Genomic DNA, 13,518 nt, shown 5'->3' on the forward strand with positions numbered 1-13,518 from the left:
CGAAGGCCGTCCGCCGTGGGCTGTTGGTCCGTGGCGTCGTGGCAGGTCAGCGTGCGGCCCAGGTCAGGCCGCGTTCCGTGAGCTGCCGGATCTCGGGGATGTCGAGGTCCGGGAGGTGGTGGCCGACGGTGGAGACGAAGATCCGGCCCGCGCCCCACTGGCGGGTCCAGACGGCGGGATGCGTGACCGGCTCCTGCCAGGGCCCGTCCGGCTCGACGGGGAAGGTGATGGTCGCCAGCACGTCGTTGAGCGGGTCGGCCAGCATCCAGTAGCGCTCGGTGCACAGGTCGACGGTGCTGATCCCGGTCACGATCGGATGGTCGGCGCGCTCCGGGCGGACGGTCATCGTGTGCGGCACGAAGTTCCCGGGGTGGCAGGTGAACCAGCCGCCGGTCAGCCACTGGTAGCGCCGCTCGGCGAACGCCGCCACGATGCCGCCGTGCCAGCCCGCCAGGCCGGTGCCCGCGCGTACCGCATCGTCCAGGTTGGCCGCCCGCTCGGCCGACAGCTGCCCCCGGGTCCAGCAGCTGACCACCAGGTCGGTGCGGGCGAGCAGCTCGCGGTCGTCGTACACCGCGAGGTCCTCGGCGATCTCGACCGAGAATCCCTGGTCCTTGAGGTATGGCAGGAAGCTGTCCGTGGTCCCGACGGGATCGTGGAACTCCGCTCCACCGCGGACGATCAGCGCGCTACGCATGGCCCACACGCTAACCACTCTCACGGCACGTGTCTACATATCTGGACAGCAAGTCTCATCTTGGCGAGCGGGTGGCAGGCTGGCTATGCTGCTGGCCATGGGACGAATCTTGATCACCGGTGGCGCCGGCAAGGTCGCGACGCTGCTGCGCACCGGGATGCGGCGGCCGGACCGGGTGCTGCGCCTGCTGGACATCCGTGAGCCCGCACCCCTGCCCGGTGGCGACGGCGCCGCCGAGGAGGTCGTGATCGGATCGCTGACCGATCCCGCCGTGCTGGCCGAGGCGCTGCGCGACGTCGACGCGATCGTGCACTTGGGCGGCCAGAGCCGAGAGTCCGACGTGCGCGACGTCCTGGAGTCGAACATGTTCGGCACGTACCAGCTGTTCGAAGCCGCCCGCGCGGCCGGGGTGAACCGGCTGGTGCTGGCCTCCTCCAACCACGCCGCCGGGTTCCAGACCCGCCGTGGCGACGAGCTGCTCCCGCCCGGCCTGCCCGGGCGGCCGGACACCCTCTACGGGTGGAGCAAGGTCGCGATGGAGTCCTGCGGGCAGCTCTACGCGGACCGGTTCGGCATGGACGTGATCTGCCTGCGGATCGGGCTGTGGTTCCCGAAGCCGCCGGGCCTGCGCGGACTCGCGATGTGGCTCTCGCCGGACGACGGCGTACGCCTGGTGGAGGCGTGCCTGACCGCGCCCGCGCCCGGCTTCCGGATCGTGTGGGGGATCAGCCGGAACACGCGGCGCTGGTGGTCGCTGGCCGAGGGGGAGGCGCTCGGCTACCACCCCGCCGACGACGCGGAGGTGTTCGCCGACGAGCTGATCGCCCAGCACGGCGAGCCCGACTGGGACAAGGACCCGCTGCTCACCCGCGTCGGCGGCCAGTGGTGCGACATCCCGCTCGGCGTCGCCTACTGACCGGGAGACGTTAAGAAGGGCACCTTCTTCTACGCATAGCGTTAAGAAGGTGCCCTTCCTTATCTGATGCCGTGGCGGCGGAGGGTGGCGGCGAGGGTGGCCGCGGCGCGGACGACGGCGGCGGCGACACGGGCGACCTCGGCGTCGGTGGCCAGGTCGGCGGGCATGGAGCAGCTGATCGCGTCGGTGGCGGGGATGCGGTAGTGGACCGCGGCGGCGACGCAGGCCACGCCCTTGGTGCCCTGCTCGTGCTCGAAGGCCCAGCCGCGGTCGCGGACCCGGGTCAGCTCCTCGTGCAGCGCGGCGCGGTCGGTGATGGAGTGCTCGGTGAGCGCGGCCAGCTCGTCGGGCAGCACCTTGTCCACCTCGACCGTGGTCAGCTCGGCGAGCAGCGCCTGGCCCAGCGCGGTGATGTGCGCGGGCAGCCGGCGGCCGACCCGGGAGACGACCCGTACGGCGTCGCGCGACTCGCGGCTGCCCAGGTAGAGGACGTGGCCGTCGTCGCGGCGCGCGTAGTGCACGGTGTAGCCGATCTCGGCGCGCAGGTCTTCGAGGGCCTCGTAGACGTACGGCAGCGCCGGGTCGCGGTCGAGGTACGCCGTGCCCGACAGCAGGGCGTGCGGGCCGACGCCGAAGGTGGCGCCGCTGTCGTCGGCCTCCACCCACTTCAGCTCACGCAGGGTCCTGACCAGGGCGTGCAGGCTGCTGCGGGGATACCCCATGATCTCCTGCAGCTCGGAGATGCTCAGCCGCTTCGGGGAGGCGGCCAGCGTCTCCAGGATGCGCACGGTGCGCTCGGCCGACTTGACCAGCGAGCTTTCGGACTGGCTTGAGGTCATGGATCCACCGTCCACGCGAATTGTTTCGGGAGTGTTGACGGTCATAGTACCGGACGCTAACTTGTCGGTGCACCACTTGCACATGACAGGAACCCGTCCACATATGTAGACAGGAGGCAGCGTCCGATGCTCAGTCGTACCAAGACGACCAGGCTCGTGGCGGCGCTGGCGGCCACCCTCGCTCTGGCGACCGTGGCCGGCTGTGGTGAGGACCCCCAGCCGGCCGCCGACAGCAAGGCGCCGCTGGAGATCTGGGTCCGCAAACCCCCGGGCTCTCCGACGGAGAAGACCCACCAGGCCCTGGCCGCGAAGTTCACCGCGGCCACCGGCATCCCGGCCAAGGTCACGGCCCTGTTCGAGGACTTCGAGACGAAGCTGCAGCAGGCCGCGGCGCAGAAGAAGCTGCCCGACATCGTCGTCAACGACACCGCCCAGCTCGGCACCCTGGTCAAGCAGGGCCTGGTCCGCGATGTGAAGCAGGGCGACATCGACGGCGGCGACCAGCTCACCCCGGCGTCGTGGGACGCGGCCAAGGGCGCCGACGGCAAGGTCTACGCGGTGCCGTTCTCGGCACAGTCGTTCGCGCTGTTCATCCGCAAGGACTGGCGCGAGAAGGTCGGGCTCGGGCAGCCGGCCAGCTGGGCCGAGCTGGACGCGCTGGCGACCGCGTTCACCACCAAGGACCCCGACGGCAACGGCAAGGCCGACACCTACGGCTACGTCATCCCCGGCTCCACCAAGCGCGGCTACCTGGACTGGTACTTCTCCAGCTTCCTGTGGGCGTCCGGCGCCGACTACTTCTCCGGCGGCGCGGGCAGCCTCAGCCCGGCGATCGGCTCCGACCAGGCGGTGGCCGCCGCGCAGTGGCTCAAGGACCAGTTCTGCACCGCCAAGAGCGTGGTGCCGGGCGCGGTCACCTCGGAGACCACCCAGGCGCACCCGCTGTTCGAGAGCGGCAAGGGCGGCATCTACTTCACCGGCCCGTACAACATGGCGCGCTTCGACAAGAACCTCGGCAAGGACAAGTACGAGGTCGTCGCGCTGCCGGCGGGTCCCGGCGGGAAGTCGGCGTCGCTGGCCGAGGGCGAGAACGTGTACCTGATGGCGGGTTCGGCGAATCCGGCCGGGCAGGAGCGCTTCGCCGAGTTCCTGATCTCGGTCGACGGCCAGACCGTCGGCATGGCGGGCGACACCGACGGCAACGTGGTCCGCCTGCCCGTCAACAAGAACGTCGACCTGGCCAAGGTGCGCACCGACGCCCGCTGGCTCGTCTTCGACAAGGTCTACAAGGAGGCCGGGCGTTACGCGCCGGTCGTGCCGGAGTGGACCCCGTTCCGCACCGCGTCGGCCGAGTCGCTGAACGCGATCGTCGCGAACTGCTCGTCCGACCCGAAGGCGGAGCTGGCCAAGCTGGCCGAGAAGTTCACCGCCGAGCTGCAGAAGCAGGGCGCGTGACGCGCCCGGCCGAGGTCAGGAGTCACTGATGCAGGCCACCGGTTCCGGGGCGACGGCCACCGCCGTGCGCCCCGGCCGGCGGGCTGGGCAGCCCGCCCTCCCGCCGGCCCCCGCACCGCGCCGCCGCAGGCGCTTCGACCTCTCGGGCGCGCTGAGCCCGTGGCTGTTCCTCGCCCCCGCGCTGGCCATCTTCGCGCTGTTCAAGTTCTGGCCGATGGCGCAGGCCGTGCAGATGAGCCTGCACGAGGTACGCCCCTACCTGGGTGACCGGTGGGTGGGGCTGGACAACTACGCGCAGGTGTTCGTCGACGAGGACTTCCTCGCCGCGATCGGGCACACGGTGGTGCTGGCCGTGGGCCAGACCGGCGGCTCGATCCTGCTCGGCATGGCGCTCGCCCTGCTGCTCGAAGGCTCGGCGAAACACCTCTGGGTGGTACGCACGGCGGTGTTCCTGCCGACCGTCGTCGCGATGGCGGTGGTGGCCGAGGTGTGGCGGATCATGTACTACCCGGCGCCCGACGGCGCGGTGAACTCCGTGCTGGGCTGGCTCGGCTTCGGGCCGTCGCAGTTCCTGAACAGCGAGGACACGTCGCTGTGGTCGGTGATGGCGGTCGGGATCTGGCGCGGTGCGCCGTACGACATGATGATCTTCCTGGCGGGCCTGGCCGGGGTGGACCGCAACCTCTACGAGGCGGCCGCCGTCGACGGCGCGAGCGTGTGGCGGCGCCTCTGGCACGTCACCGTCCCGGCGCTGCGGCCGGTGTTCGCCATCCTGTTCACCCTCGCCGCGATCCGCGGCCTGCGCGTGTTCACCGAGATCTTCCTGCTCACCAACGGCGGGCCCAACGGCTCGACCGAGGTGATGATGACGCTGATCTACAAGCTCGGCCTGGAACGCGGCGAGCTGGGCATCGCCGCCGCCGGCTCGATACTGCTGCTCGGCGCGACCGTGCTGCTCACCCTGCTGGTACGCCTGGCGCGCGCCCGCGCCGAGAGGAAGGTGGCGTGATGGGCAACGGCTTCGACAGCGCGCTCGGCCTCACCGCCCGCCGCGGTCCGCTGGCCGTGCTGGTCAAGCTCGTCGTGTACGGCCTGCTGATCGTGGTCTTCGCCGGGCCGCTGCTGGCGCTGATGGTCGGCGCGTTCACCAAGGTGCCCGACCCGACCTCGCTGTTCTCGGCGGGCGGGTTCACCCTGGAGAACTTCACCCGGGCTGTCGACCGGGGCGTGCTCGGCTACCTGGCGAACTCGTTCCTCGTGGTCGGCGGCGGGCTGCTGCTGCAGATCGCGGTCAGCATCTCGGCGGCGTACTCGCTGGCGCGCAAGCGCTTCCCGCTGATGAAGCTGGTCTTCCTGCTGGTGCTCAGCACGATGATGCTGCCCGAGGAGGTGCTCGCCATCCCGCTGTCGCTGGTGCTGTCCGAGGTGGACCTCACCGGCACCCTGCTCGGCATGATCATCCCGGTGGGCGCCTGGGCGTTCTCCATCCTGGTGATGACCGAGTTCATGAAGGAGATCCCGGTCGAGCTGGAGGAGGCCGCCCGCCTCGACGGCGCCGGTGACCTGCGCGTCTTCTGGTCCGTGGTGCTGCCGCTGTGCCGCCCGGCGCTCGGCGTGATCGGCATCTTCGGCTTCACGATGATCTGGGACCAGTACCTGCTGCCGCTGCTCGTCGCCACCGACGCGCAGCAGTTCACCCTGCCGCTGGCGCTGCGCACGCTGCGCTCGGACGAGGAGGTCGGGGTCGGCGTGCTGCTGGCCGCCGCGCTGCTCGCCCTGCTGCCCAGCGTGCTCGCCTTCATCGCCATGCAGCGCCAGTTCATGCGCGGCCTGACCTCCGGCGCCGTCAAGGGCTGACACGCCACCCGTACCTCCGCACCGCCACTAAGGAGAACCACCATGCGCCTGCAGGGGCTGCTCTCGTTCCCGCTCACCCCGTTCACCAGCGACGACAAGGTAGACCTCGCGGTCTTCGCCGAGCACGTCGAGCGCCAGATCGCGGCCGCGCCCAGCGCGCTGTTCGTCGCCTGCGGCACCGGCGAGTTCACCGCGCTGTCGGCCGACGAGTACCGCGACGTCGTCGCCACCGCGGTGCGGGTGTCCGACGGCCGGCTGCCGATCTTCGCCGGGTGCGGCGGCGGCCCGCAGCAGGCCCGGGAGTTCGCGCAGATCGCGGCCGAGTGCGGCGCGAACGGGCTGCTGCTGCTCCCGCCGTACCTGGTCTCCTCGACCCCGGCCGGGCTGGTCGAGCACGTGCGCTACGTCGCCGCGGCCTCGCCGCTGCCGATCACCGTCTACCAGCGGGCCAACGCGGTGCTCGACCCGGCCGCGGCGGTGGCGCTGCTGGACATCCCCGCCGTCGTCGGGATCAAGGACGGGCGCGGGGACGTGGACGGCATGCTGCGCCTGGTCACCGCCGTGCGCCAGTCGGGGCACCCGCGCGCGGCCGAGTTCGGCTTCCTCAACGGGCTGCCCACCGCGGAGCTGTCCGTGCAGGCGTACGAGGCCATCGGCGTGGACAGCTACTCCTCGGCGGTGCTCTGCTTCGCGCCCGACATCGCGACCACGTTCTACAAGGCGGTCCGGACCGGCCAGAAGGACGTGGTGGCCCGCCTGCTGAGCGAGTTCTACCTGCCGCTGGTCGCGCTCCGGGACAGGGTGCCGGGGTACGCCGTCGCGCTGGTCAAGGCCGGGGCGCGGCTGGACGGGCTGGAGGTCGGCCACGTACGCCCGCCGCTGGTCGACGTCTCGCCCGAGCACCTCGCCGAGCTGAAGGCGATCATCGCGCGCGGCCGGGCCGCCCTGGCGGAGGTGACGCGATGAGCGGGCGCCTTCGGCGCGGCACGAGCTCACGGTGTCGTGCCGCAGGCGGACGGCCGGTCCGGCCATGACCGCGCGCATCCGAGAGGTGGTCGTCACGCCGGTGGCGTTTCCGGATCCGCCGCTGCTGAACTCGGCGGGGGTACACCAGCCGTGGGCGCTGCGCGCGATCGTCGAGCTGCGGTGCGGGGACGGGCTGATCGGGCTGGGGGAGACCTACGGCGACGCGCCGCACCTGGAGCTGCTGCGCGGCGTGGGGCCGACGCTGGTCGGGCTGGACCCGTTCGACACCAACGGGTTGTGGCGGCGGGTGGGCCGGGCGCTGGGCGGCGTGGACGCGCCGGACCGGCACGGGCTGACAGGCGGGTCGAGCCCGCAGAAGACGGCGCTGCGGGTGTTCAGCCCGTTCGAGGTGGCCTGCCTCGACCTGCAGGGACACCTGATCGGGCGGCCGGTGGCGGACCTGCTCGGCGGCAGGGTGCGCGACCGGGTGCCGTTCTCGGCGTACCTGTTCTACAAGTGGGCCGCGCACCCGCCCGCGGACGGCCCCGCGTCGCTGGTCGGCGGCCTGCCACCGGCCGGCGACCCGTATCCCGAGGCGCTGGACCCGGCCGGGATCGTCGAGCAGGCCCGGCTGATGATCGCGCAGTACGGCTTCGGCTCGATCAAGCTCAAGGGCGGCGTGTTCCCGCCCGGCGAGGAGATCGCCGCGATCCGCGCGCTGCGCGAGGCGTTCCCCGAGCTGCCGCTGCGCCTGGACCCGAACGCCGCCTGGAGCGTCGCGACGTCCATCCGCGTCGCGGAGGAGACCGAAGGGCTGCTGGAGTACCTGGAGGACCCCACACCGGGCATCGCCGGCATGGCCGAGGTCGCCGAGGCGGCGCCGATGCCGCTGGCCACCAACATGTGCGTGGTCAGCCCGGCCGACATCCCGCCCGGCTTCACCCAGGAGGCGGTCGGCGTCGTGCTGTCCGACCACCACTACTGGGGCGGCCTGCGGCGCAGCGCCGAGCTGGCCGCGATGTGCCGCACCTGGGGCGTCGGGGTGTCCATGCACTCCAACAGCCACCTGGGCATCAGCCTCGCCGCGATGACGCAGCTCGGCGCGGCGCTGCCCGAGCTGACCTACGCCGCCGACACCCACACGCCGTGGCAGTGCGGGGTGGACGTGCTGGACAGGCCGCTGCCGATCACCGGCGGCGCGGTGACCGTGCCCGACGCGCCCGGCCTCGGCGTGGCCCTGGACCGCGACGCGCTCGCCCGGCTGCACGAGAACTACCTGCGCTGCGCGATCCGCGAACGCGACGACACGTCGTACCGCCGGATCTTCGAGCCCGGCTACACGAGGCGGAGGCCGCGATGGTGATCAGCGTGCACGCGTTCCCGTGGGACGTGCTCGGCGACGGGCCGGGCTTCGTGGAGCGGTTCGAGCGCACCGGCGCGGACGCGGTGACCCTGGCGGTGTCGTACCACAGCACGCGGGCGGCGACCCCGCTGCACCCGGCGCGCCGCCTGGTCGACGCCCGGTACGCCGCGCTCTACCGGCCCGTACGCGAGGCGGCCTGGGCCGGGCGGCGGCTGGTGCCGCAGGGTCCGGATTGGACGGCCGAGGACGCGGCGGGGGAGGCCGCCGAGCTGCTGCGCGCGGCGGGGATCCCGGTGAACGCCTGGGTCGTGCTGGCCCACAACACCCGGCTGGGCCTGGCCCACCCGGACCTGAGCGTGCGCAACTGCTTCGGCGAGCGGTATCCCTACGCGCTGTGCCCGTCGCAGCCGGAGGTGCGCGAGCACTGCGCGCTCCTGGCCGCCGAGGCGCTGCGGGGCCTGCCGGTGAGCGGGGTGTCGCTGGAATCGGCCGGGCAGATGGGCGTGGCGCACCTCGGCTGCCACGAGAAGACCGACGGCGCCTTCTCGCCGCCGGTGCAGCGGCTGCTGAGCATCTGCTGCTGCGAGGCCTGCACCGCGTCCTGGACGGCGGCCGGGCTCGACCCCGGCGAGGCCCTCACCGCGCTGCGGGACGCGGTGCGCGCCGGGGCCGAGCCTCCTGGCGGCGATGACCTTGCAGGCGGGGTCGGCATACCCGGGCGTGGCGGCCCATGGCTTCCCGGGGAGCTGGCGTCCGAGCTGCTCTCGGTGCGCCAGGCGGCGGCCGCCGCGTTGCAGCGCGACGTGCTGGCGGCGGTGCGCGAGCACGCTCCCCAGGCCTCGATCACCCTGCACGGCCATCCCGACCCGTGGGCGGCGGGGCCGTCGCCGGGGCTCCCGCCGCGGCTGCCGTCCGAGGTGGACAAGGTGCTGGTGCCGTGCTGGCCGACCGACCCCGGCACCGCCGATCTGGTGTCCGCGCTCGCGGGCCGGGCGACCGTGGACGCCTACGTCACCGTGCTGCCGCCCGCGCGTCCGGACGATCTGTCCGCGCACGTCGCCCGGCTGCGCGAGGCGGGTGCCGCCCGGCTCAGCCTGTACCACCTCGGCCTGGCCGGGTCGGACCGGCAGCCGCTGCTGGCCACCCTGGTCAAGGAGTTCCGCGGTTGACCGGGCGGGTGACCTCCGGCGGCGGTGTGCTGCCTCGGGAAGGGGCAACTCGTGTGATGCCGGCGCAACACACGGGTTGCCGGGCGCCAGTAGTACTCCCGCGGTCCACAACTTCTGTGTTGTACCCACATCCCAGAAGTTGTAGGTCCGCCACCGAACACCATGAGGAGCGGGCATGAATGTATCGAATGCCGTCGAACGGGCCGGGCAGGCGGCTCCGCAGCTGGCGGCGGCGAGCGGCGAGCTGCGCCGGACGATGCTGCACGCGTGCGCCGACGCGCTCGTGCCGGCCGGGGACGAGATCGTGGCCACGGCCATGGCCGAGACCGGGCTGGCCGAGGCGCGGCTGCGCGGCGAGCTGGCCCGCACCGCCGACCAGTTCCGGCAGTACGGCGACCATGCCGCCAAGCCGTGGCGGCGCGTGTCGGCCGGTGCCGCCATGGGCGGAGCCGACGTGGTGACCGTGCCGGTGCCGGTCGGGCCGGTCGCCGTGTTCGCGGCGTCGAACTTCCCGCTGGCCTTCGGCGTGACCGGCACGGACACCGCCTCGGCGCTGGCCGCCGGCTGCCCCGTGGTCGTCAAGGCACACCCGGCGCAGCCGCGTACCGCGGAATTGCTGGGCGAGCTGCTGTCCCGGGCCCTGCCCGACGGAGCGTTCTCGCTGGTCGCGGGCGGGCCTGCGGTGTCGCTGGAGCTGGTCCGCGCGCCGGGGATCCGGGCGGTCGGATTCACCGGGTCGCTCCAGGGCGGCCGGGCGCTGATGGACGCGGCGGCGAGCCGTCCCGACCCCATCCCGGTGTACGCGGAGATGGGCTCGCTCAATCCCGTGCTGGTGCTGCCCGGCGCGGCCGGGCAGGCAACGGTGTCCGCGCTCGCGGCGGCCGTGACCGGGTCGGCGGGACAGCTGTGCACCAAGCCGGGCCTGGTGCTGACGGCGTCGGCCGGGTTCGCGGACGAGCTGGCCGCGGCCGTGGCGGCGCTGCCGGTGCACCGGATGCTGACACCCGGCATGGCCGAGGCGCATCAGCGCTGGCAGGCCACCGCCTCGGCGGCGCATCGCGTGGTGGCCGGGGCGGGGGAACCCGCACCGTTCGCGGTCGTCGTCGACGCGGCCGACCTGGTCGGTGAGCTGCTTGCGGAGCACTTCGGGCCGTCGCTGGTGATCGCGGTCGGCGAGCCCGGCGAGGTGCTGGGACGGCTGGAGGGTTCGCTGACCGCGTCGGTGTACGCCGGGGACGGCGACCGGGACGCGGCACGGGCACTGCTGCCCACGCTGCTGGCGAGTGCCGGGCGGATCATCTGGAACGGGGTGCCCACCGGCGTCGCGGTCTGCGACGCCATGCACCACGGCGGCCCCTGGCCGGCCACGTCGGCGTCGTGGTCCACGTCGGTCGGCACGGAGGCGATAGAGCGGTTCCGCCGTCCCGTAGCACTCCAGGGCCTACCCGCCGACCTCCTCCCCTGAACCACCGCCGACCCGCCGACCTGCCGACCCGCCGACCCGCCGACCTCGCCGACCCCGTCGGCTCCGTGTCGGCGCCGTGGTGTGGGCGCGCGTGATGATCGCGGTCTCGTGTCATGATCTGCGGTCCTACCGCACCTTTCGACACGAGACCGCGATCATCGCGGCGCGCTGCCCTCAAGATCGGGTTGATCTTGCAGTTGGCGCGGTGAGTTAGTCCTATTTGGGCGTGTCGCCCTCACGGTTCGCGCAAGATCGCCGCTCCGGGGAAGATCGGTGCCGTCCATGTATCTGGACGGCATGCCAGTTTGTGGCAGGCTATTGACCTGATGGATAGATGTCAGCAAACTGACCGATCAACAGCTGACAACCGTCCCCATCGGAGCTGAGATGTCCCGACGATCCGTTTCCGTGCCCCTGCTGGCCGTGCTCACCGTGGCGGGCCTGGCCGCAGCCGTCCTGGCCGTCGCCCCGCACGGCCCCGCGCTGGTCCCGGCCGCCGCGCTGACCACCCTCGACCTGTCCGCCGCCAACCGGCGTGCCCCGATCTCCGGCCTGTACGACTGGTCCAAGGCCGGCTACCGCGGCGGCGCGAACCTGCCCGGCGCGGCCGAGACCAACCCCGACGCCGCCTGCCAGATCACCGCCGCCGAGCTGGCGAGCCAGTACGCGGTGACCCCGAACGACGGCGCCGACGACTCGGCCGGGCTGCAGGCCGCGATCGACGCGATCCGAACCGGCTGCTCACGAGCGCGAGCTACACGAAGCTCTCCCTGATCACGCTGCCCGCGGGCACGATCAACGTCTCCCGGCAGCTCGGCGTCGACGCCGACTACCTGATCATCCGAGGCGCGGGCAGCGGCACCGGCGGCACGAAGATCGTGTTCCGTCCCGACGCGAACACCCGCTACGACGCGCTCACCGCCGACGGGTCGGACTGGGACGAGGACGGCTCGGGCTACGGCTCCGCCGCGGGCGGCTGGATCTGGCCCGGCCGGGGCCTGTTCCGCGTGCAGTCCAGGGGCGTGTACACCAGCTACGCGAGCGAGTACGCCGCCGCGCCGGCCAACCGGAAGGACCTGTTCGAGGGCACCGTCAATGTGCACTGGAAGGCCGGGCTGAAGCTGCGCGGCAAGACCGGCGACACCGGCTTCGCGGCCCGCCAGGGCGACACGGTGGTGCACCTGGCCACCAGCGGCTCGCTGAGCGCGTTCACGGTCGGCGGCCTGGTCAACATCCGCGCCGCGAACTCGCTCAACTTCTACGCCCAGCAGAACGTCACGCCCGCCGACGGCACCCTGCAGAACATCCACATGCGCCAGCAGATCTTCACGATCACCGCCGTGGACAGCACCAACCGCACCATCACCGTGGACAAGCCGCTGGAGTACGACGTCCCGGTCACCTCGACCTCGGACGGCTCGGCCGCCATCAACGGCGCCGTGTACGACTCCAAGGCCGCGCCGCTGGTCGACCCGGTGCTCGGCGTCGGCTTCGAGAACTTCGCGATGACCCAGGACATGCCCGGCCTGAACGCCGCCGACGCGGTGCACAATTACGGCAACATGTCCCCGGCCGACGAGATGCACGGCATCGTGTTCAAGTGGGCCGCGAACTCCTGGGTGCGCGGCATCAGCGCCACCATGACCGGCTCCCACCCGATCGTCTCCGAGGAGGCGTACCGGCTGCAGATCGTCGGCAACAGCTTCGACGGCTCCTGGAACAAGGGCAAGGGCGGCAACGGCTACTTCCGCGGCTCGCGCGTCTGGGATTCGCTATACGCCGGCAACGTCTCCCGTAACCTGCGCCACTTCACGTTCCAGTGGTCGGCCTCGGGCAACGTCGTCATCGGCAACGACTTCGACTCCGATGTCAACCTGCACGGCGGCTGGGAGCGCAACAACCTCATCGAGCTGAACACGGTGACGGTGCCGTACGAGCACCGCTCGGGCAGCTGCACCGCCAACTGCGGCGAGGAGGGCGGCGGCGGCCCGGACGCCTCGACCTGGTTCCCGATCTGGTGGGGCGCGGGCAAGAAGGCGGTCAAGTGGTCCGGCTCGTCCGGCCCCCGCAACGTCTTCTTCAACAACACCATGACCAAGCAGCTCACCGCGGGCGCCGCCTACACCCCGTACTACGCCGACCGCCAGCGCATCTACCAGTTCGGCTGGAACGGCACCGGCTGGAAGCACCTCGACTCCGGCGGCACGCCGATCCCGGACTGGGCCTCGCGGGAGCAGCTCGACTACACCGGCGGCCACGGCGTCGACGCCACCCGCACCGACCCCGCCCAGTCCCTCTTCCTCAAGTCCCTGACCGGCACCCCCAGCCCGTCCGCGCCCGCCTCGCCCTCCGCCCCGGCGTCGCCCAGCGCGTCTCCGTCACCGTCGGCATCCCCCTCGGCCGCGCCGTCCGCGTCACCCAGCGCTCCGTCGAGCTGCCTGACCGCCCGCACGGTCAAGACGTCGAGCTGGAGCACCGGTTACGGCATGGACGTCTTCATCAAGAACAACTGCGCCACCGCGACGACCGCCTGGCGCGTCGAGTTCGACCTGCCCGCCAGCACCACCGTCAGCAGCTCCTGGAGCTCCACCCGCACCAGCTCCGCCCAGCACCACACCTTCGTCAACGTCGCCTACAACGGCGACATCGCCCCCGGCCAGGAGGAGAGCTTCGGCTTCAACGCCGCCGGCACCGCCAACCCCTACAACATCACCCCCCGATAGAAGGAAGGGCACCTTCTTAACGCTATGTGTAGAAGAAGGTGCCCTTCTTAACTCCTCATGCGTCCAGC

12 protein-coding genes are annotated in these 13,518 nt (G+C 72.0%); 10 read left to right on the top strand and 2 right to left on the bottom strand.

Annotated elements, in window-relative coordinates; all coding sequences use genetic code 11:
- Nucleotides 1-46: 46 nt before the first annotated feature.
- Nucleotides 47-697 carry a ThuA domain-containing protein gene (locus Cba03nite_RS15910; protein WP_203746481.1) on the bottom strand — a complete coding sequence of 217 codons (651 nt, stop codon included), beginning with the start codon at nt 695-697 and terminating at the stop codon, nt 47-49.
- A gap of 97 nt (nt 698-794) precedes the next feature.
- Between Cba03nite_RS15910 and Cba03nite_RS15915 the strand changes: the two genes are divergently transcribed.
- A complete protein-coding gene (locus Cba03nite_RS15915; protein ID WP_203746483.1) occupies nt 795-1,613 on the top strand; it encodes an NAD-dependent epimerase/dehydratase family protein in 819 nt (272 codons plus the stop codon).
- Between the two features lie 59 nt (nt 1,614-1,672).
- Here the strand turns inward: Cba03nite_RS15915 and Cba03nite_RS15920 are convergent, their stop codons facing one another.
- A complete protein-coding gene (locus Cba03nite_RS15920; protein ID WP_239125772.1) occupies nt 1,673-2,452 on the bottom strand; it encodes an IclR family transcriptional regulator in 780 nt (259 codons plus the stop codon).
- Nucleotides 2,453-2,578: 126 nt separating this feature from the next.
- On the opposite strand from Cba03nite_RS15920, the gene Cba03nite_RS15925 reads away from it, so the two are divergent.
- The 9 genes from Cba03nite_RS15925 to Cba03nite_RS15965 all read left to right on the top strand — a co-directional run bounded on the left by Cba03nite_RS15925 (nt 2,579) and on the right by Cba03nite_RS15965 (nt 13,450).
- Complete coding sequence (locus Cba03nite_RS15925; RefSeq protein ID WP_203746487.1) at nt 2,579-3,907, top strand: sugar ABC transporter substrate-binding protein; 1,329 nt, start codon at nt 2,579-2,581, stop codon at nt 3,905-3,907.
- A 28-nt stretch (nt 3,908-3,935) separates the two neighbouring features.
- Nucleotides 3,936-4,916: a carbohydrate ABC transporter permease gene (locus Cba03nite_RS15930; RefSeq protein WP_203746489.1), complete on the top strand. Its 981-nt coding sequence runs from the start codon at nt 3,936-3,938 to the stop codon at nt 4,914-4,916.
- Nucleotides 4,916-5,764 (top strand): carbohydrate ABC transporter permease, encoded by an 849-nt coding sequence (locus Cba03nite_RS15935; protein ID WP_203746491.1) that lies wholly within the window; start codon nt 4,916-4,918, stop codon nt 5,762-5,764. Before Cba03nite_RS15930 ends, Cba03nite_RS15935 begins: the two co-directional genes overlap by 1 nt.
- Nucleotides 5,765-5,806: 42 nt before the next feature.
- The gene (locus tag Cba03nite_RS15940) at nt 5,807-6,730 is read left to right on the top strand and encodes a 5-dehydro-4-deoxyglucarate dehydratase (protein ID WP_203746492.1); all 924 of its coding nucleotides are present in this window, start codon (nt 5,807-5,809) and stop codon (nt 6,728-6,730) included.
- Between the two features lie 64 nt (nt 6,731-6,794).
- Nucleotides 6,795-8,093 (top strand): glucarate dehydratase family protein, encoded by a 1,299-nt coding sequence (locus tag Cba03nite_RS15945; protein ID WP_203746493.1) that lies wholly within the window; start codon nt 6,795-6,797, stop codon nt 8,091-8,093.
- Nucleotides 8,087-9,262, top strand: coding sequence for a hypothetical protein (locus tag Cba03nite_RS15950; protein ID WP_203746494.1), 1,176 nt, complete (start codon nt 8,087-8,089; stop codon nt 9,260-9,262). The genes Cba03nite_RS15945 and Cba03nite_RS15950 overlap by 7 nt, the downstream gene beginning before the upstream one ends.
- Before the next feature lie 175 nt (nt 9,263-9,437).
- Complete coding sequence (locus Cba03nite_RS15955) at nt 9,438-10,727, top strand: aldehyde dehydrogenase family protein (protein ID WP_203746495.1); 1,290 nt, start codon at nt 9,438-9,440, stop codon at nt 10,725-10,727.
- A 387-nt stretch (nt 10,728-11,114) separates the two neighbouring features.
- Nucleotides 11,115-11,501 carry a hypothetical protein gene (locus Cba03nite_RS15960; protein ID WP_203746496.1) on the top strand — a complete coding sequence of 129 codons (387 nt, stop codon included), beginning with the start codon at nt 11,115-11,117 and terminating at the stop codon, nt 11,499-11,501.
- Between the two features lie 104 nt (nt 11,502-11,605).
- Entirely contained in the window at nt 11,606-13,450 is a 1,845-nt protein-coding gene (locus Cba03nite_RS15965; protein WP_203746497.1) for a cellulose binding domain-containing protein, read from the top strand.
- Nucleotides 13,451-13,518 lie beyond the last annotated feature (68 nt).

Origin of the sequence: Catellatospora bangladeshensis, assembly GCF_016862575.1 — a bacterium.
Lineage (GTDB): Bacteria > Actinomycetota > Actinomycetes > Mycobacteriales > Micromonosporaceae > Catellatospora > Catellatospora bangladeshensis.